Source organism: Bradyrhizobium sp. sGM-13, assembly GCF_018398875.1.
Lineage (GTDB): Bacteria > Pseudomonadota > Alphaproteobacteria > Rhizobiales > Xanthobacteraceae > Bradyrhizobium.
The window spans coordinates 22,946-43,016 of record NZ_JAGWDK010000002.1 but is presented as its reverse complement, the minus strand read 5'-3'; the positions used below and the strand labels follow the sequence as shown (position 1 = coordinate 43,016).

Here is a 20,071-nt window from a genome sequence, read left to right as displayed (position 1 = left end):
GTATTTCAGCTCTGGCGGCGAAGAAGCTCCGCCGCTTTTTGCTCCAGGACAGAGTCATGATTTCGAAGACCGCTACTTCTCCTTCTCCCGGAAACCTGCTCGACGAACTGCAGTCCACGCTTGCGCACGGAACCGTCGCTCGCCGGGTAGAGACGCTGCGCCGGGTGACCGATCTCTTCATCAACGGCGCGGTGGATTATTCGGACGAGCAGGTCGGGCTGTTCGACGATGTCTTCCAGTGCCTGATCGACCACATCGAAACCTCGGCCAAGATGCTGCTGGCCAACCGTCTCGCTCCGATCGACACTGCCCCGCCGCTCACCATCCGCGCGCTTGCATTCGACGACGTCATCGAGGTGGCTGGTCCTGTGCTGTCGCAATCGATGCGGCTCGACGATAAGACCCTGATCCAGAATGCGCGCAGCAAGAGCCAGGCGCATTTGATGGCGATCTCGACCCGCAAGACGCTGAGCGGCGCGGTCACCGAGGTGCTGGTCCAGCGCGGCAACGATCAGGTGATCCAGTCGACCGTCAACAATCCCGGCGCGGAATTCACCGAGCGCGGCTTTACCCGCCTCGTCAGCCGCGCCGAGGGCGACGACAATCTCACCGCCTGCATCGGCATGCGTCCCGTGCCGCGGCATCTCTACCTGAAACTGCTCGCGAAGGCCTCCGACACGGTGCGACAACGGCTGGAGGCGGCCAATCCGCAACAGGCGGCCGAGGTGCCGAACGTGGTCAAGGAGGCAACGCTGCGCGCGCGTTCGGCGACCTCTGATATCACCAGGAACACCGAGATTGCGCACGCGCTGATCAAGTCGCTGTACGAGCACGGCCGGCTCGACGAATCCGAAGTGGCGTCGTTTGCCGATGCCGGGAAATTCGACGAGGCCAACGCCTCGATTGCGGCGCTCGCCAACGTGCCGGTCGCAATCGCCGAGAACATGATGATCGAAAGCCGGGCCGAAGGCGTGATGATTTTGGCGAAGGTCGCAGGCCTTTCCTGGTCAACGGTCAGGACCATCATAAGGATGCGCGACGAACTGTCCGGCGGGGAGCCGACCGATCTTGGCGCCTGCAAGGACACCTATGAACGGTTGCGGCCTTCGACGGCGCAGCAAGTGCTGCGCTTCCACCGCATGCAGCAGAACGTACCGGCGTAGGTCCGTAGCACGCTTCAATATTTCAGCAGCTTCGCTCCGGCGAGCGCGCCGATCGCGGCCACCAGCGCGGTCGCGATCGTGTACCAGGTCGCGACGAACAGCGGTGAATCATCCGTGCAATGCGAGGCATAGAGCGTTGCCGCCAATCCCGCCGACAACAGTCCGGCGATGGCGCCCGCCAATGCAGGCCGCGACGGGGCCCCGTGACGCAATCCGAGCAGCGCGCCGGCCAAGATCGGCAACGACAACAGCAGGATCGCCGTCAGACAGACCCACGAATTCTTGCCGACCAGCCGCGTCATCATCGGCAACCGTTGCGGCATCATCATTTCGCCGCCGATCCCGGCGGTCAAAATTCCTACCGGCGCCAGCAGCAGCCAGCCAAATCCGCGCAAGGAAGCTTCAGGCCGCGACAGATGCAGGCTGACGGCAATTGCCGAGATCGCGAGCGCCAGCGTCACCGCGAATTTCAGGTCGAAGAACGGATTGCGCATCGCAACCATCACGTCGGGCCTGACGCCGAGCTCGGCGAAGAACATCAACAGCGAAACCGGTGCGGCGGCCAAGAGCGCCAGCATCAGCGCGAAGCCGACCGGCCGCGCGCGGTGCGCGTTGTCGGCCGCCAACGTTCGAATGAGCTGATCGGTATCCATGCTCAATTTTCCCGCAACTTCGCCGTCAAGCTGGTCAGCCCCCGGTGCAGCGCCACCCGCACCGCGCCCTCGCTCATCGAAAATTTCGCCGCCGTATCCTTGATCGAGGCGCTGTCGACCGCGATCGACTGCAGCACGTCGCGCTGCCGCGCCGGCAGCGTCTGGAGCTGGGCAGCGACCTCGCCTGGCGAAGCCGTTTCGGCCGGCGCTTCGCCCGGCAGCGTCTCGGCGAAATCATCAATATCGACGAAAATGCGCCGACCGCGGCGACGCAGCGCGTCGATCAGCTTGTTGCGGGCGATCGCGAACAGCCATGGGGCAAATGGAGCGGTGACATCCCAGGTATGCCGTTTCAGATGGACCGCCAGCAAAATGTCCTGCACGATGTCCTCGGATTGATCGACCGGTTGCCCTGCCCGCGCCAGACCGCGGCGCGCCGCCGCCCGGAGCACCGGCGTGACGGCCTTGAGCAGGCGATGATACGCCGAGCTGTCGCCTGCAATGGCCGACCGCATCAGGCCGGTCCATTCGTCATCCCGTTCGCGCACCCGCGCTCCTACTTGTAATTCGGTCGATCTTTCAATTTGTTACATCAGGACGACCAGATCACGAACTCGTGACCGAAGGTCCCGCGGGCAGCTTGGGCTGGCTTCCTATCCGGGGAATCGGGGGACAACCGGCTGCGCGATAGCAGGCTCATAACATCGATTGCGCAGGCTCGCATCCGGCGTAGCTCGCTAATTCCGCGTCGGCAAAATGCCCGCAAGCACGTCGGCTGACCGACATTGCCCAGCTTTTGCCAAGTGTTGCCCGAAGATTCCCATTTTCCGCCGTGCTGTGGACACCTGAGGGGTCTCATTTCGCCGCTGGGCGGCGGCCAATGGGGAGATTCCACATGACGATCCGAGCCAGCGCGGGGTCGGCCTTCATTCTTGCGGCAGGCCTTTTGTTGGGTTTCGCAGCACCATCGCCGGCGACGGCGGCCGGCACCGATGACGCCGCGGTGTCGAAACCGGAAAGTGCGACGCCCGAGAAGTCCGCCAGGCAGGGTTCGCGTTCCCTGAAGAAGCGCTCCGCCCATCGCAAATCCACGCATGCGGCATCGAAACCCGTGGAGAACAAGCAGCCTGAGGAAACGCAGGTCGCCGATGCGAGCGGCGGCACTCCGTCCGGGATGCCCGAATGGCTCGCCAACGCCAACGCACAAATGACGGCAGCCGATGCGCCGGCCGACAGCGCCAAGGGGATGTCGGCGGCGATGTCTGAGAAGGCCAACACCGTCCTGCAAACGGCGGCGGACAAGCCGGCTGATGCTGAGGCGCCGGCCGATGCTACCGTAGTTGCCTCCGACGAGCTCAACGACGTCGATCGGGCGCTGCAGGCGACACCGCCCGAGGGCTCCGCCACGCAGACGGTCGCGATGGCTTCGACCAAACCTGCATCGGAAACCTCTGATCAGGTCGCCAGCAACGAGAGTTCCACCCTGGACAAGACCTCGCTGATCGGAAAGATCTTCATCGCCTTCGGTGCGCTGCTGACGGTGGCCTCGGCCGCGCGCATGTTCATGGCGTAGCTATCGGAATACCGGACGCGGCATCCCACATCCCGGATCCGGGGATCCGTTCCAGCCCACTTGAAGCCCACCCCGCCAGCGGGCACATTGCCCGCGAAAAGGACCATCCGGGGGTGGATCATGGCAACGTTCGAGAACATCATTGTCGAGAGCAAGGGCGCGGTCGGCATCATTACACTGAACCGGCCGAAAATGCTCAACGCGCTGTCGTTCGGCGTGTTTCGTGAAATCGCTGCCGCGGTCGATGACCTCGAGGCCGACGACAAGATCGGCTGCATCCTGCTCACCGGCAGCGAAAAGGCGTTCGCCGCCGGTGCTGACATCAAGGAGATGCAGCCGAAAAGCTTCATCGACATGTTCTCCAGCGATTTCACCGCCATCGGCGGCGATCGCGTTGCCACCTGCCGGAAACCGACGATCGCGGCAGTCAGCGGCTATGCGCTCGGCGGCGGCTGCGAGCTTGCCATGATGTGCGACATCATCATCGCTTCCGATACCGCCAAATTCGGCCAGCCCGAAATCACGCTCGGCACCATCCCCGGTATCGGCGGCACCCAGCGGCTGACGCGTGCGATCGGCAAGTCCAAGGCGATGGATCTCTGCCTCACCGGACGCATGATGGATGCGGCTGAAGCGGAGCGTTCCGGCCTCGTCAGCCGCGTCGTGCCAGCCGACAAATTGATGGAAGAAGCGCTCTCAGCCGCGGAAAAGATCGCCTCGATGTCGCGGCCCGCGGCCGCGATGGCCAAGGAAGCCATCAACCGCGCGTTCGAGACGCCGCTGTCGGAGGGCATGAATGTCGAGCGCAACCTGTTCCACTCGACCTTCGCGCTGGAAGATCGCGCCGAAGGCATGGCGGCGTTCATCGAGAAGCGCAAGCCGCTGAACAAGAACAGGTAGGGCCGAGCTCCAGTTTTGTAGGGTGGGCAAAAGGCGCGCAGCGCCGTGCCCACCATTCTAGCCTTCGGCACAAGTGATGGTGGGCACGCTACGCTTTGCCAACCCTACGGCACTAGGCAGGGACGACGGATTATGGCTTGCGGCTGCGCGCAAGTGCCGCGTTGACCAGCGCGCGATAGGCACGTTCGGCAAACGTCGTCGGACGATCGAGGCCTAGCCGCGCCAGGCATTCGCGGTTCGAGGCATCCGGCGGCTGGGTCATCCCCTGCCACAGCAATCCCGGCAGACGTAGCGGCATCCGCTGCGCCTCCCGCAACAACTGTAAGGCCGGTATCAGCCGCTGCTCGACCTCGGTAAAATCGCTGCCGAACGGGAACGATGGCAACAGCCCTTCCTCGCGCGCAGGCTTCAAGGCGTCCGCGATCCGCTCCGGGAAGTTCTCGCGATGCGCGCGCGGAATTTCGAACTCCTTCGGCAGCTTGCCGGCACCCTTGGCGATCTTGACCAGTTCATCCTGGAAACGGGAATCCGTGACCGCGAGCATCGCCGCGATGGTCTCGGCGTCCGATTTGCCCCTGACATCGGCAACACCGTATTCGGTAACGAAGGCGTCGCGCAGATGCCGCGGGATGGTCTCGTGACCGTAGTTCCAGCGGATGTTGGAGTGCGTCCTGCTACCCGCCTGCCGCGTCGCCTCCAGCGTGAGAATCGACCGCGCGCCTTGAAGCGCGAACGCCTGCGCGACGAAATTGTACTGACCGCCGACGCCGCTGACGACCTGGCCATTGTCGAGACCATCGGAGACCGCTGCCCCCATCAGCGTCGCCATCATCGCGTTGTTGACGAAGCGGGCATCGATGCGCGCGCGGCGCTTGGCATCCTCGTCGCCATAGAGCTCGTTGGTGAACGATACCGGCATCATCTGGATGCGCGCGAGCTGATCGGGCGGCATCTCGCGCAACGCGCGATAGAACGATTTCGGCCCAAGGAAAAATGCGCCGTGCAGCACGACGCCGTCGACCTCGCGCTTGAGAATATCGGCCTCGATCAGATTGAGAAACGCCTCGATCAGCATTTCGCTGACCCCATACAGCCCCTTCGCGAACGGCGCGCTCTCCACCGGCTCCACGCCGGGCGCAAGCCGCTTCATGATGGCGCGGAACTGCGCACTGTCCCGATGACGGACGATCAGCCCCTGCGCCAGCGCATCGCCGACTTGCCCGATGCCGATCTGCAGCGTGCCGCCATCAGGTACGAGACTCGCGGCGTGAAGCCCAATCGCGTATTTGGTGTCGCTGACCGGCTCGGCCGGTGGGGCGAACAGCGGGAAATCCGTCGCGGGGCTGTCGAGCACGGCGGAAAATTCTTCCCCCGGCAGATCGCCCGCACCCGGCATGAACGGCAGTTCTGAATTGACTTGCGCGAACACTTTGAACGAAGCGCGCCCCTCGGCGCGGGCGCGCAGCAGATCGAGCGCTGTGTCGGTGTTGCAGCTCAGGCTGTAACGCGTTGCGCCATCGACAACGCGCTTGGCCACCAATGGCGTGACGACATTGAGCCCGCGCGCCAGCAAATACGATGCAGCATGGGTATAGTTCGCGGAGATGTAATGCTGCTGCGCGAACGGCACGTGCAGCCATTTGCCGGCCAGGAAGAAGAACTCGATCATCTTGACGTTGGGCGGCAGTTCTCCGGCATGCAGTGCATTGGCATAGGCGAGGTCAGGATAACCACCAAACAGACGATCGATCACCGGGCTGATGAAACGTTGTTCGAGCAGGCTCGAGGGCCGCGGCTTTTCCAGCGTCAGTGCCGAAAATAACGTCAGCTTGATCGAACGGTCGGCCAGTGCGCGTGCATAGAGCGCGTTGACGATGTGGTTGGCCTTGCCGAGCCCGAGCGGCAATCCAACCACGAGACTGGTTCCGACATCGCGGATGATATCCTCCGCGATCGCTTCGGGATCGGAAAACAGCTTTGGCATCGAATGCGAACCTGGGGCGTAGCAGGCAGCCGCCCTGGAATCGGACGCCAGCCACGAGAGCTATAGCCTATCTTCACCCAAGATTCGTCTGTGACGAACCGGCAACAGCCAAGCACGGACTTTCACCGAATTAATGTACTGATGTCGCGCGGCAGTTTGCCTGTGGCCATGGCGCCCCCTAAACAGGTAGACGAACCGAGGATGTCGGCGGGGGCGGACGGACAGTGCATGATCCGGAATGACGGGTAACCGTCATTCCCTGTGATCATGCTCAAACAAGAAGATTGAGCGGGATGGCTCGAAGCAGGGTTATCACGTTCTCGTGTTGACTACGGAATCAAATGGCTAGGCGCGCCGCCAAAGTTGGCTACGTTGAACGGTTACTTCGATCGGGCATTTGCCTTGCTGTGGCTTGCCTCGCGTTTGCGGCGCCGGCCGCGCATGGTGAAAGCCTCCCCGAGGCGCTGGCCAAGGCCTACCAGACCAATCCCGCGCTCAATGCCGAACGTGCCCGCCAGCGCGCCACCGACGAGAACGTGCCGCAAGCGCTTTCGGGTTATCGGCCGCAGATCATCGCTACTCTCTCTGCCGGCTTTCAGGCGGTGCGCAACCTGCTGCCCGACAACACCGTCCAGTCGGCGAACCTGAAGCCCTGGACCATCGGCGTGACCGTGTCCCAGACGTTGTTCAACGGCTTCAGGACCGCCAACAGTGTACGCGTGGCGGAATTGCAGGTGCAGGCGGGTCGCGAGGCGCTGCGCAATGTCGGTCAGGGCGTGCTGCTGGATGCGGTCACGGTCTATACAAACGTTCTCGCCAACCAATCGCTGGTCGAAGCCCAGCGCGCCAACGTGGCGTTTCTGCAGGAAACCCTCGGCATCACACAGAAGCGTCTGAATGCCGGCGACGTCACGCCCACCGATGCTGCGCAGGCCGAGGCGCGTCTGAGCCGGGGCCGCGCCGATTTGAATGCCGCTGAGGTCAATCTGGCCGTCAGCCAAGCGACTTATCTTCAGGTCATTGGCAACGCGCCGAACCAGCTCCGCCCCGCTGACACCGTTGACCGCCTGCTGCCGCGCAGCCGCGATGACGCCACCGGGCAGGCCTTCCGCGGGCATCCCGCCGTGATGGCGGCAAGCTTCGATTTCGACGTCGCCACGACTTCCATCCGCGTCGCCGAAGGCAGTCTGATGCCAACGATCACGCTGCAAGGCAGCGCCAGCCGCAGCAAGGACTCGGATCCCACGCTTGGCACCCTCGGGACCGACCAGGCTTCTGTGACCGGCCAGCTCACGCAGCCGATCTATGATGGCGGCATGGCCGCCTCACAGACCCGGCAGGCCAAGGAAATCGCAGCGCAAAGCCGGCAGGTGCTGGACCAGGTCCGCAACCAGGCTCGCACCGCCGCGGTCGGCGCCTGGGTCGCCAATGAAGGCGCCAAGATTGCGGTCACGGCATCCGAAGCTGAAGTGCGCGCTGCCACCGTCGCTCTGCAGGGTGTGCAGCGAGAGGCGGCGGGCGGCCAGCGAACCACGGTCGACGTGCTGAACGCCCAGCAGGACCTGATCTTGGCCAAGGCTCGTCTGATCGGCGCGCAGCGCGACCGCGTCATCGCTTCCTATACGCTGCTGAGCGCCATCGGTCGGCTCGACGTCAAGAATCTCGGCCTCAACACGCCGGACTACCTGCCGGAAGTGCACTACCATCAGGTGCGTGACGCCTGGCACGGCCTGCGGACGCCGTCCGGGCAGTAGGTTGTACTCCCCCAGTCATTCCGGGGCGATGCGAAGCATCGAACCCGGAATCTCGAGATTCCGGGTCTGGTCCTTCGGACCATCCCGGAATGACGACAAACGCGGTGTTAACCGGACGCTGATCATGTCCGGTATTTTCAGTCGCCAGCAACTCAAGACAATTGGAAAACTCTAGACTGGCCCGAGATTCGAACCGGCCGGAGACATCATGGACGTCATCAGATTGTGCGCCTGGGGCTACGCCGCCCTGCTCGGCTTCGTGATCCTCACCGGCTACATCCCGGCCCTCATCGACGCCAATGACATGATCTTCGGCCTGTTTCGCCGCACCTGGTATGCCGATGGGCTGCATCTGGTGTCGGCGCTATGGGCCGCAATTGCGGCGATGACCTCGCGCCGCGCCTCGGAATTGTTTTTTCAATTGTTCGGCGTGTTCTATTTTGCCGACGGCGTGCTCGGCCTGCTCACCGGCAGCGGCTATCTCGACTTCGGCATCCTGATCAACGGTGTCCTCAACCTGCCGCTCTCGACGCGGTTTTTCGCCAACGCGCCGCATCTCGCTCTCGGCGGCGTCGCCATCCTGATCGGCTATCTGCTCGCGCCGCGGACGCGGACCGCCGTTCATGCTTAAGTGGCTGCGGCGCATCCTGGCTGTCGTCGCGATCCTGATTGCGCTGATCGTGCTTTTGCCGCTGGCCTATATCGAGGGCACGTGCCGGCCCGCGGTCAGCACATTGGCCTCGACTGCGCCGGCCGTCACCCTGCCCGCCATCGATGAGCCGGGCTATCGGCGCAAGCTGAACAACACGTTCTTCACGTTCCCCGAATGGTACATCGTTTATTCGTTCGAGGATTTCGGCCGCTTCCTCGACCGCTCCGGCGAAAGCCGTTTCAACTATCTCGGCCACATCTTCGGTTTCTGGCGCAGCTTCTGCACCATCAACCGCGCCGTGCCCGCAACGGGAGAATCGCTGGCCGAAGTGAAGACGATGATTTACGTGATTGGGATCAGCTATTCCGTGGAATATGCCGTCAAGGGATTGTACGAGAATACCATCGGCCGCATGTTCGAATGGATCAGAGGCGAGAAGCGCACCCCGCAGGATGAATTCGGCCGCGCCGTGCTGCAGGACTATGCCGCGTTCCTCTACACCGTCCCCTGGTACAAATACCCGTTCCAGGAAAAGCTCGACGGCCTGATGGCAATTTCGGCGCCGACGCCAAGCAGCTTGCGTAGCCGGGAGCGCGACTTCGCGCTCGGCGCGGAATACTTCGTCAAGGTCGGCTACGCCGCGCTGATTCAGAAGGCGCTCGACGCCAGCAATGACAACGAGCCACGCGACATCATGTTTGCCGTCGCGACGCTGCCGCCGGAGGTGCTGGCAAAAGAACCGCGCATCAAGCCGATCCGCGCGCTCAACGCACAATGGCAGCTCGTGCAGACGCCGCGCTACAAGGCGTTCACCGACATCCTGCAGCGAGTGCTGGATCAGGGTTATGGGGTTGCAGAGATCGCGGGCAATCACGACATCCTTATCACCGTGATTGCGCCCGACGCCGCCAAGCTCGATATCAAGGGTACGACGGAGCTGTTTTCACTGGAGCTGGATGCGAAGCCCGGCTTCCGCCGGGCGGGCCTGAAGGCAAGGATCGATCAGTTCGTCGATATCAACCGCGAGCTCAAGGCCAGGGGTGCAAGTATTGAGCACTTCTATGACTACTGACGGACGCCAGCGCGGCGGTGGGCGTTGGGGCCAGATTGGCGGCGCGATCGCCCTCGTCGTGTGCGGCTGGCTTGCCGTTGTCACCGTGTTGACCTTCGGCTCAGCCCCCGGCAAGTCAATGGCAGTCATTGGCCCGCCGTCCCAGGCGCTGGCCGCCATCGCCAAGGCCAACGGCCGCATTCTCGCGTCGAACAACTACGTCACCATCGCGCGTTCCGACGACGCCGATTTCGTCGGACGTCTCTACGCGGCCGGCGCGCTGCTGGTGCTCGACGCCGAACAGGCGGGCGGCTGCAGCGGCCTGCCGCCGAATCGGTTCACCGCGCAGCTTTGACGAACCAGGGTTCCAGCCTGGCCGGCCTGCCCTGGACGGCTTAATCCTTCTGTGCCTGCGGGTTATCTCTCGGCTTGAGTACCCATTTCGGCCGAAGTACCTGTATAATGGTGGCGGGCCGACCTCCCGGCCGACGGGCTAAAGACCATGATCAAGACATCAATGAACCGGTTGGTCGTGCCCTTAGTAGGGCTTGTTGCGGCGACTGGCATCGGAACGATCGTCGCCATGCAGTATATTGGGCGCGAGCCGACTGCTGATAAGGCTGCAAGCGTCGCGCCAAAGCCTGCCACTGACGAGCGCATTAAGGGGCCGGCACTCGCAAGCGTGCAGGCGGAGGCAAACGCGGTGGCGGCCGCACTGGCCGGATCGACCGCCACGCCCGAGACCGGCGACGGCGAGCCGGCGTTCGATGTCGCCCGCATCGAACCGAACGGCGAAGCTGTCATCGCGGGACGCGCGGCGCCGGGCGTCACCGTGGAACTGCTGCGCAATGGCGAACTGCATGACCGCATGATCGCGGATCAATCCGGACAATTCGTGATGATCCCGCGCCCGCTTCCGCTAGGCACCTACGATCTGACGTTGCGCGCCAAGCAGTCCGACGGCAGAGAGATCATGTCCAAGCAGAGCGTGACGGTGGCGCTTGAGCCGAACCTGAAGGAACGGCCGGTCGTGGCCCTGATGACGCCAAACAAACCCACCGTCTTGATGTCACAGCCATCTCAGGCGAAGCCAGACACCGCTGCGGTGGTTGTGGAGGCGGTCGAGATCGAGGCCGGCGGCAAATTCCATGTGAGCGGCCGCGCGCGCTCAGGCGCTCCGGTGAGGCTCTATCTCAACGACAGCTTTATTGCGTCGGTAACGGCGGCGGCGGATGGACGCTTTGCCGTCACGATCAATGAAGGAATCGGGCCCGGGAATTATCGCGTAAGGCTGGACGAGGTGGATTCGAAGTCCGGCGTGGTGCGTGGACGCGCCGAGGTGCCGTTCAACGCGCCCGACCCGGTGGTTACCGCGTCGGTACCGCCGCGCACCTCACCTTCCAAACCGGACTCCGCCGCCCTGCCGAAGTCCCAGGTGGCGGATGCGTCGGCCGGCGCCCTGCCGGACGTCACGAACTCCTCGAGCGTCGTGGTGCCGAAGATCACGACCACCACGGTATCGCGCGGCGACAGCCTATGGCGTATCAGTCAGGCCACCCTCGGCGCGGGCACGCGCTACGCGACGATTTACAAGGCCAACCGAGAGCAAATCCGCAATCCCAACCTCATCTATCCCGGCCAGACCTTTGTCATTCCCAACCGGGAAGCCAATCCTTAAGGGGTGCTCAAACGGACTTTCATGCTCCTGCCGTTCTAAAAAAATGGCCTTCGAAAAACAACGAACGCGTCAAAGGCGCTGTTTGGTCGGCTCCGTACTCGGTGCTTGACGGCACGTTGGACGAATGCATCACCAAGTTTCTGGAGCAACCGCTCAGCCAACGTCATCTCTACGAGATTCATACCGCTCCACAGGGCGACTTGATCCCAAAAATAATCTCCGCCGAACTCGTCGTTGAACTTGCGAGGCTGCGGGATTTCTTGTGATGTCCATGATTGCCATTTTGCTTTGCCGAGCGATGCACGATGCTCCCGGATGGCAGACAGGCATCACGACGCGTACTTCTGGTAAAACGCATTGGTGAACAACTCGCCCGGATCATACTTCCGCTTCGCTGCGAAGAAATCGTTGATCTCCGGGTATGAGCGCTGCAACTGGTCTTTCGAATAGTAGAGCTGGTAAGGCAGGAAGAACCGGCCCTTGTGCGCGATGGTGAGATCGATCAGTTCTTCCGTCGCCTTCTTCATCCGCCGGTTGCCCTCTTCGTCCGTGGTCTGGTTGATGTAGAGCACCAGCGAGAATGCCGGCTCCGGCGAATAAGTCAGGAAATTGTTTTCCTGATGCACGACTCGCACCGATGCGTTCAGCAGATTGGTCTTGTTGTCAGTCAGCACCTTGCGCATACCATCGACGAACGAGACGAACTGGCTGCGCGGGATGAAATATTCGTGCAGGATGTCGGTATCGTCAGGGAGCGAGTTGCGCAAATAAGGCACGGAATCGTGCATCGGGTCGTTGCGGTTGACGAGACAGGCCTCCGCCGATCCGATCGCCTGCGCGCGCGTCACCGTGCAGTTTTCCATCCGATGCTCGATGTGCTTCTCGGATAGCCACTTTATTTCCTGAAACAGCGGCCCTTGCTTGGACAGGTTGATGGTCAGCCGCCGCAGCTTGGTGCCGCTGACCTCGCCGAGCGGCTGGCGCTTGAAATCGGTGCCGTCGATTTTGGTGTAGGTATAGAGCAGCAACTCCTTCAGGAACGTGCTCGGCGCGGTTGAGAGATGGCCGTACATCAGGCCGACATTGCTATCCTTCTCGATCTCGCCGGCGAACAGCGCCGGAAATTCCTTGTAGTTCATCACGCGACGGCCGGTCTGGTAGACGAGGTTATCGGCAATATCGAGCTCGGCCTCGACGATCACGCCGAACAGGCCGTATCCGCCGACCACGAGGTTGAACAGATCCGCATTCTCGGTCAACGATACCGTGCGCAGCGAACCGTCCGCCAGCATCACCTTCATCGACTTGATCGATTTCGCAAGCGCGCCGGCCTGATGGTCCATGCCATGGGCATTGACCGAGATCGAGCCGCCGACGGTGAAGATGTCGGTCGACTGCATGGCGCGCACCGCAAAGCGCGGGTGCAAGACGTTCTGGATGTCGTGCCAGGTCGCGCCCGGCTGCACGGTGATCGACCGCGCGCTCTCGTTCAGCAAAATTTTGTTGAAGCCGCGCATGTCGAGCACAATGCCGCCCCTGCGGAAGGCGTGCCCGCCCATGCTGTGGCGGACGCCGGCGGTGGTGACGGAGAGCTTGTTGTCGCGCGCAAAGGCCAGCGTCTTCGCAATGTCCTCCACGCTGCGCACCGCGACCACGCCATAGATTTCGGTCTTGTTTAGACAGCTCGCATCATTGATGCTGCCGCCAAGCTGCGACCATTTCACGTCCTTGAGCGGCGCTATCGCCTTGATCCGCTCCAGATCGATTTTCGCCTGCTCGCCGCCGCCGACCGCCGGGCTGCAATCCTTTTCCCCGGTAGGATCGGCGGCCAGCGCCTGAAGCTTGCGGTAGCTGTAAACGCCGAGCAGCACGACGACCACGGCGGCCACGGAGACGCCGGTTTTGAACTTTTGCGAAAATTTCTTCATGAATTGATTCCAGGGGATTGCAGGATATTCCGGGCGGGCGGATCTTTAGTCAAATTTGGGCGGCTTCTGGTTCGATAGACCGGTTGCGTTACCGAAGCGATAAGCCGGAGCGGACAATTGCAGAGCTGCCGAATACATGTGAGAGAACACCAATGCTGACGCGACGCAGTATGATGTTCGCCTCCATCGCAGCCGGAGTGACCATGAACAATAGAACCGCCTCTGCCAAAGCGGCGCAGCCGGCAACGCCGGTGAATTTCGATGTGCCCGCGGGCGCCTGCGACTGCCACACCCATATCCACCCCGATCCCGAAAAATTCCCGTTCTTCTCCGGCCGCGTCTATACGCCCGAACTGGCCTCGCCCGAGGAAATGACCGCCCTGCACAAGGCGCTGCACATGGAGCGCGTGGTGATCGTCACGCCCTCGGTCTACGGCACCGACAATTCGGCCACGCTGTTCGGCATGGCGGCACGGGGGCCCACCGCGCGCGGGGTTGCCGTGATCGACGACAAGACGTCGGAAAGCAATCTCGATGTCATGGGCAAGGCCGGCATTCGCGGTGTGCGCCTCAATCTCGCAACCGGCGGCGTCAACGATCCGAGCGTCGCGCGGCCACGCTTCACAGCCGCCGTCGAGCGCATGAGAGCGCGCGGCTGGCACATGCAGATCTACACCAACCTGGCGATGATCGCCGCGATCAAGGATCTTGTCATGGCCTCCCCACTGCCGGTCGTGTTCGATCATTTCGGCGGCGCCAAGGCAGGTCTCGGCGTCGAGCAGCCGGGCTTTGCCGACCTCGTGGATCTCGTCAAATCGGGCAAGGCCTATGTGAAGATTTCCGGCGCCTATCGCGCCTCCAAACTCGCGCCCGATTACACCGATTGCATCCCGCTCGCCAAGGCGCTGATATCAGCCAATCCCGATCGCATCGTCTGGGGCACAGATTGGCCGCACCCGAACTCGGTCACGCCTGCGGACAAGAAGATTACCGACGTTACTCCGCTGTTTCAGATCGACGACGGACGGCTCTTAAATCAGCTTCCGGTGTGGGCGCCGGATGCGGCGATCCGCAAGAAGATTTTGGTCGACAATCCCGCCCAGCTCTACGGGTTCTGAAGCCCGGCACTCGACATCGCGGCCCGCTGCTGTCCGAACAGATCGCGGTCGTAATTGCGCAGCCAGTCACCGGCCTTGCGTAGGCCGCCGAACGGGAACAGGTGGAATCCGGCGATCGGCGCGGTTGCCGCCGCAGGCGCCGCGCGCAATCCCCTGACGACGTCGTCAGGTCCGGTATCCGTCAGCAGGCGGCCGAACCGGCCGATCTGGGCCCGCAGCGCGCGCATGGAATTGCCGATGCCGCAGCGGAGCGCGAATTTTGTCAATGTCGCCGGCGTTGCCGGACCGGCTAGGCCAACGATGACAGGCAGATCGATGTCCGCGCGATCGAGGGCGCCGATCCATTCCAGGATCGGCGTGCTCTCGAAGCAAAATTGTGTGACGACATCGATCCGCGTTCCCGTCCGCCGTCCCCAGTCGCGCCATTCCTTGAGGCCGTTCAGCGCGTCCGGCAGATCGAGATAGGGGTGCCCCTCGGGATGACCGGCCACACTGACGGATGCAATCGCATGCGTCTCGAGCAAGCCGCTGGCGGCAACATCGCGCGTCGATTTGAACGGGCCTCTCGCAGCGGCGACATCGCCGGCGATCAGAAGGATGCGCGAGACATCGGCTTCGCCGCGCGCCCGCGCCAGGAAATCGTTAAATGCTTCCCGCGAGGCCATTTCGCGCGCCGCAATATGGGGCACCGGATTGTAGCCGGCGCGGCGCAGCGCGGCAGCCGTCTCAATGTTGTGGCGATAATTATCGCCGGGCAGGAACGTGATCGTGACGTTGGTGCCTCCAGCGAAACGATCGCTCAGTTCCGCAATCTGATGCCCGCGCGAGGAAATTTCGACGGATGCCTTCGACAGTAGCGCGGCTAATCTGGCGGATGCCTTGTCGGAGACGATCAATGGCGCCTCCCTTTGTCATGCCGGCGCGCGGCGGCGCGAGATCACATAGGTCTCGTCGTTGAACCAGAGACCGCCATGTTTCTTCAGCACGCGGTCGGTAGCTTCGAGATAGCGGCCATCGCGAACCACTTCCGACAGCCTGTTGTCCTCGATCTGCGCCACATAGATGGCGGCGTTCCAGGCCGCAAACAGCGTCGAGGTGCCGATCGGGCCGCTGACCTCGTCCGGCAGCGTGTGCATCTGGTAGCGGAAGATTGAGCGCGCATCGGAGGAGGCATTGAAATTGTAGTGGCGTGCGGCCGCGCCAAGCTCGTGCTTGACCTGGCGAAGGATCGCGTAGCGGTCGGTCTTGAAGGGATCGTCGCCCGGCCAGAGCTGATCGATGATCTCGATGCCGGGATCCTTGCCATGCGAATGGATGCCGATCAGCCGCCCACCCGGGCGCAGCGCCTTGACCAGCGGTGTCACCACTTTCGAAGCCTTGAACTCGACGCTCGCCCGCGCCCGATAGGGCTGCGAGGCGATGACCAGATCGTAGTCGGCCATCACGCGGCCGGGCCGCGGCATGATCGGATCGAGCAGGAAGGAATGATCCTCGCGCCGCAGCGTCAGGATCACCGGGCGCTGATAGACCGGATTGCCCGTGGTCGGGCTGATGCCCGCGCGCCAGTTCTCGGCCAGGAAGCTCTCGAGCTCGCCGATCTGCTCGGCGAAACCATGCGCGGTGTTGCCTGATAGCGTGATGTCTTTCCAGATCAGGCCTTGCGCTGACGTGACCGAGCGTGGCGTCAGCCATGGCGCCTCGGCGTAATAGAGGTTGGTCACAACCAGCACGGTGGCGGGATGCTCGAACAGGCGATCCGCCATCTTCTCCAGCATCAGGCGCACGTCTTCGTAAGAGATCTCCTTCGCCACGACATAGAGCGGCATGGTGGGAAATCGCGCATGCACCGCCCGCATCACCCGCGACAGCACGGTGCCGTCGCCGACGCCGGCATCGAAGATACGAAGCGCCGGCGGCGCCGGCTGCAGATTGCCGAGCTCGAGCGAAATGCGGTTGCCGACCTCGGTCTTCTCGCTGCAGGTCGAGACGAACAACAGGTACTTTTGGCGGTTGTCGAAGAACCGGAAGCCCGGCGGCGCGACCGCATTGGCGGCGGCCGTGTCGTTCAATGGTTGGGCCGAGAGCGAATTGGCCGGCGCGCCGCCCGACTGCGGCCGGTGCTCGGCGAGATACGCGCGGACCTTGTCGAGCGTGCCGGTCGTGATCCGGGCGCCATCGCGTAAGCGCGACACCAGCTTACCGTCATTGACTACCAGCCGCCCGAAGGTCGATTCGGCCGTGCGCGTCTGGCGGCAATAGTCGCGGATTTCTCCGAGGATTTGCTCCGCTGTGGGCGCCGATTTCGTCGGCGACGCGTGGCCGTTTGGTTGCCCCGCGGATACTTGGCTGGATCCTTGGCTAGATCCTTGGCTTTCCTCGATCCGCATGGCTTGCTCCTGCGGTTGTCCCTGCCGGCATCAAGGGACGGCCGCCGGATCGCGTCAACCACAAACCGAGTGGGCAGGAAACATGGGCATGTGCCCACACGGATCTAGCGCGCGCGGCGCGAAAACACCGAGATCAGCACCGGCAGCGTCACCAGGATCACCAGCGGCGCCAGCATCATGCCGGTGACGACCACGATCGCCAGCGGCTTTTGCACCTGCGAACCGATTCCCTCCGACACCGCCGCCGGCAGCAGGCCGACGCCGGCCACCACGCAGGTCATCAGCACCGGCCGCAATTGCAGTTCGCCGGTGCGGATCACTGCCCGCATCCGCTCATAGCCTTCGTCGACGAGTTGATTGTACTGCGACAGGATGATGATGCCGTCCATCACGGCGATTCCGAACAGCGCGACGAACCCGATTGCCGCCGAGACGCTGAAGGGAATGCCTGAGATCAACAGCCCGAGCACGCCGCCGAAGATCGCCATCGGGATCACGCTCATCGCGAGCAGCGTATCGACGATCGAGCCGAAGTTGAAGAACAGCAGCACAGCGATCAGCGCCAGGCTGATCGGCACCACGATCGACAGCCGCCGGATGGCGTCCTGCAGATTGCCGAATTCGCCGACCCATTCGATCCGCGATCTCGGCGGCAATTGCACCTCGGCGGCGACCTTGTCCTGCGCTTCATGGATCGCGCTGCCGAGATCGCGGTTGCGGACCGAGAACTTGATCGGCAGATAACGCTCCTGCTGTTCGCGGTAGATATAGGCGGCGCCCGAGATCAGGTTGATCGAGGCGACCTCGCTGAGCGGGATCTGCGTGATCGTGCCGCCCTGCCCGGCCACGCCGATCCGTAAGTTATGGATCGCCTCCGCGCTCTTGCGGTATTCCGGGGCGAGGCGAACGATGATCGGGAAATGCCGGTCGCTGCCGGGCTCATAGAGATCGCCGGCGCTGTCGCCGCCGACGGCGACCTTGATGGTGGCGTTGATATCACCGGGCGATAGGCCATAGCGTGCCGCGCGGGCACGATCGATATCGATCTGGATTGTGGGTTGGCCGAGCGAAGTGAACACTGCGAGGTCGGTAACGCCCTGCACCGTGCCGAGCACGGATTTGATCTTGTTGGCGGTATCCGTCAGCGCCTGCAGGTCGTTGCCGTAGAGCTTGATCGAGTTCTCGCCCTTGACGCCCGAGACGGCCTCCGAGACGTTGTCCTGCAGATATTGCGAGAAGTTGAACTCGACGCCCGGGAAGTTGTCCTGCAACTGCCCCAGCAATTGCGCTGTCAGCTCGTCCTTGTCATGGGTATCAGGCCACTCGCTGTTCGGCTTGAGCGGCGCGAAAAACTCCGCATTGAAGAGACCGGCGGCGTCCGTTCCGTCGTCGGGCCGGCCGTGTTGCGACACCACCGATTCCACCTCAGGACGCGCGCGGATGATCTTGCGCATCTCGTTGACGTAGGCATTGCCCTCCTGCAGCGAGATGGTCGGCGGCAGCGTGGCGCGGATCCACAAATTGCCCTCTTCCAGCTTGGGCAGGAATTCCAGTCCGAGCAGCCGCGCGAAAGCAATGGTCATGAGCACTAGAACGGCCGCGCCGGTGAGCACGATCCTGCGGTTTACGAGGGCCCATTTCAGCACCGGCACGTACAACCGGTCGAGCTGTTTCACGATCCAGGTTTCGGCTTCATCCAGATGCGAGGGCAGAATGATCGCGCTCAACGCCGGCGTCACCGTGAAGGTCGCGATCAGCCCGCCGGCCAGCGCGTAGGCATAGGTCCGCGCCATGGGCCCGAAGATATTGCCTTCGACCCCGCTCAGCGTGAACAGCGGCAGGAAGGCTGCGATGATGATCGCGGCGGCGAAGAAGATCGAGCGCGACACGTCGGCCGCTGCAGACAGGATGGCGTGGCTCTTTATCCCAATCGTGGTGTCGAACGAAATGTGGCTGCGCTCGGCTTCCGACAGCGTGGTGGTCTGCGTCAGCCGCCGGAAGATCGCCTCCACCATGATCACGGTGGCGTCGACGATGAGACCGAAATCGATCGCGCCGACCGACAGCAGATTGGCGGATTCGCCGCGCAACACCAGGATGATCACGGCGAAGAACAGCGCGAAGGGGATCGTTGCGCCGACGATCAACGCGCTGCGGAGATCGCCGAGAAACACCCATTGCAGCAACACAATCAGGATGATCCCGATCACCATGTTGTGCAGCACCGTATGCGTGGTGATGTCGATCAGATCCTTGCGGTCGTAGATGCGCTCGATCTGCACGCCAGGTGGCAGGATCGAGGAATGATTGATGTCGTGAACCAGTTTTTCGACCCGGGCAATGGTCGGCGAACTCTGCTCGCCGCGCCGCATCAGGACGATGCCCTGCACGATGTCGTCGTCCTGGTCGAGGCCGGCGATGCCGAGCCGCGGCTTCTCGCCTATCGTGACATTGGCGATGTCGCGCACCAGCACCGGATTGCCGCCGGACTGCGCTACCATGGTGTTGTTGAGGTCGTCGATCGAGCGGATCAGCCCGACGCCGCGCACCACGGCGGACTGCGCGCCGATATTGACGGTATTGCCGCCGACATTGATGTTGGCGTTGCCGACGGCCTGCAGCACCTGTGGCAGCGTCAGCCCGTTGGCGACGAGCTTGTTGAAATCGACCTGCAACTCGTAGGTCTTGGTCTTGCCGCCCCAGCCAGTGACATCGATGACGCCGGGCACCGCGCGGAAGCGGCGTTGCAACACCCAGTCCTGCAGCGTCTTGAGATCGAGCACGCTGTAGTTCGGCGGGCCCTTCAGCCGGTAGCGGAAAATTTCGCCGGTCGGGCTGAGCGGCGAGATGGTCGGCTGCACGTTGCCCGGCAGTGACGCGAGCTGCGACAGCCGGTTCAACACCTGCTGCAGCGCTTCGTCATAGGTGTAGTCGAACGAGAACTGCAGCTTGACGTCGGACAATCCGTACAGCGAGATGGTGCGGATGGTGCGCAGGTTCTTGATGCCGGCGACCTGGGTTTCGATCGGGATCGTGATGTAGCGCTCGATCTCCTCCGACGACAGCCCCGGGCTTTGCGTCACGATGTCGACCATCGGCGGGGTCGGATCCGGATAGGCCTCGATGTTGAGCTGCTTGAACGCGATCAGGCCGCCGACCAGCACGGCTATGAACATGCCGACCATCAAATAGCGGCGGCTGACGGCTAGGGCGACCAGGCGATCCATTCA

Annotated in this window: 16 protein-coding genes; 9 read left to right on the top strand and 7 right to left on the bottom strand. The window is 62.9% G+C overall.

Annotated elements, in window-relative coordinates; translation table 11 throughout:
- The first annotated feature begins 56 nt into the window (after positions 1–56).
- Positions 57–1,163: a DUF2336 domain-containing protein gene (locus KJQ96_RS02655; protein ID WP_213285165.1), complete on the top strand. Its 1,107-nt coding sequence runs from the start codon at positions 57–59 to the stop codon at positions 1,161–1,163.
- A gap of 14 nt (positions 1,164–1,177) precedes the next feature.
- Here KJQ96_RS02655 and KJQ96_RS02650 read toward each other — a convergent pair whose 3' ends face one another.
- On the bottom strand, positions 1,178–1,816 hold the full coding sequence (locus KJQ96_RS02650; RefSeq protein ID WP_213285164.1) for an NrsF family protein: 639 nt from the start codon (positions 1,814–1,816) through the stop codon (positions 1,178–1,180).
- Between the two features lie 2 nt (positions 1,817–1,818).
- Positions 1,819–2,364, bottom strand: a complete 546-nt coding sequence (locus KJQ96_RS02645) for a sigma-70 family RNA polymerase sigma factor (protein ID WP_213285163.1) — start codon at positions 2,362–2,364, stop codon at positions 1,819–1,821.
- 347 nt (positions 2,365–2,711) lie between these two features.
- On the opposite strand from KJQ96_RS02645, the gene KJQ96_RS02640 reads away from it, so the two are divergent.
- Together KJQ96_RS02640 and KJQ96_RS02635 are read left to right on the top strand one after the other, a co-directional pair.
- Positions 2,712–3,389: a hypothetical protein gene (locus tag KJQ96_RS02640; protein WP_213285162.1), complete on the top strand. Its 678-nt coding sequence runs from the start codon at positions 2,712–2,714 to the stop codon at positions 3,387–3,389.
- Between the two features lie 120 nt (positions 3,390–3,509).
- The gene (locus KJQ96_RS02635) at positions 3,510–4,289 is read left to right on the top strand and encodes an enoyl-CoA hydratase (RefSeq protein ID WP_213285161.1); all 780 of its coding nucleotides are present in this window, start codon (positions 3,510–3,512) and stop codon (positions 4,287–4,289) included.
- Between the two features lie 130 nt (positions 4,290–4,419).
- On the opposite strand, the gene KJQ96_RS02630 is transcribed toward KJQ96_RS02635, so the two are convergent.
- Positions 4,420–6,273: an acetyl-CoA hydrolase/transferase C-terminal domain-containing protein gene (locus KJQ96_RS02630; protein ID WP_213285160.1), complete on the bottom strand. Its 1,854-nt coding sequence runs from the start codon at positions 6,271–6,273 to the stop codon at positions 4,420–4,422.
- Positions 6,274–6,614: 341 nt separating this feature from the next.
- Between KJQ96_RS02630 and KJQ96_RS02625 the strand changes: the two genes are divergently transcribed.
- From KJQ96_RS02625 to KJQ96_RS02605, 5 genes are all read left to right on the top strand, one after another.
- Positions 6,615–8,027, top strand: coding sequence for a TolC family outer membrane protein (locus KJQ96_RS02625; RefSeq protein WP_213285159.1), 1,413 nt, complete (start codon positions 6,615–6,617; stop codon positions 8,025–8,027).
- A gap of 208 nt (positions 8,028–8,235) precedes the next feature.
- Entirely contained in the window at positions 8,236–8,658 is a 423-nt protein-coding gene (locus KJQ96_RS02620) for a hypothetical protein (protein ID WP_213285158.1), read from the top strand.
- Positions 8,651–9,751: a hypothetical protein gene (locus KJQ96_RS02615; protein WP_213285157.1), complete on the top strand. Its 1,101-nt coding sequence runs from the start codon at positions 8,651–8,653 to the stop codon at positions 9,749–9,751. The genes KJQ96_RS02620 and KJQ96_RS02615 overlap by 8 nt, the downstream gene beginning before the upstream one ends.
- Complete coding sequence (locus KJQ96_RS02610) at positions 9,741–10,085, top strand: hypothetical protein (RefSeq protein ID WP_213285156.1); 345 nt, start codon at positions 9,741–9,743, stop codon at positions 10,083–10,085. The genes KJQ96_RS02615 and KJQ96_RS02610 overlap by 11 nt, the downstream gene beginning before the upstream one ends.
- A gap of 147 nt (positions 10,086–10,232) precedes the next feature.
- Entirely contained in the window at positions 10,233–11,408 is a 1,176-nt protein-coding gene (locus KJQ96_RS02605; protein WP_213285155.1) for a LysM peptidoglycan-binding domain-containing protein, read from the top strand.
- Positions 11,409–11,737: 329 nt separating this feature from the next.
- Here the strand turns inward: KJQ96_RS02605 and KJQ96_RS02600 are convergent, their stop codons facing one another.
- Positions 11,738–13,336 (bottom strand): FAD-binding protein, encoded by a 1,599-nt coding sequence (locus KJQ96_RS02600; protein WP_213285154.1) that lies wholly within the window; start codon positions 13,334–13,336, stop codon positions 11,738–11,740.
- 152 nt (positions 13,337–13,488) lie between these two features.
- On the opposite strand from KJQ96_RS02600, the gene KJQ96_RS02595 reads away from it, so the two are divergent.
- Entirely contained in the window at positions 13,489–14,454 is a 966-nt protein-coding gene (locus KJQ96_RS02595) for an amidohydrolase family protein (RefSeq protein ID WP_213285153.1), read from the top strand.
- On the opposite strand, the gene KJQ96_RS02590 is transcribed toward KJQ96_RS02595, so the two are convergent.
- The 3 genes from KJQ96_RS02590 to KJQ96_RS02580 all read right to left on the bottom strand — a co-directional run bounded on the left by KJQ96_RS02590 (position 14,442) and on the right by KJQ96_RS02580 (position 20,068).
- Positions 14,442–15,350 (bottom strand): hypothetical protein, encoded by a 909-nt coding sequence (locus tag KJQ96_RS02590; RefSeq protein ID WP_213285152.1) that lies wholly within the window; start codon positions 15,348–15,350, stop codon positions 14,442–14,444. The two genes, KJQ96_RS02595 and KJQ96_RS02590, sit on opposite strands and share 13 nt — an antisense overlap.
- A gap of 15 nt (positions 15,351–15,365) precedes the next feature.
- Positions 15,366–16,841: a hypothetical protein gene (locus tag KJQ96_RS02585; protein ID WP_249733675.1), complete on the bottom strand. Its 1,476-nt coding sequence runs from the start codon at positions 16,839–16,841 to the stop codon at positions 15,366–15,368.
- Positions 16,842–16,945: 104 nt separating this feature from the next.
- Positions 16,946–20,068 (bottom strand): efflux RND transporter permease subunit, encoded by a 3,123-nt coding sequence (locus tag KJQ96_RS02580; RefSeq protein WP_213285151.1) that lies wholly within the window; start codon positions 20,066–20,068, stop codon positions 16,946–16,948.
- Positions 20,069–20,071 lie beyond the last annotated feature (3 nt).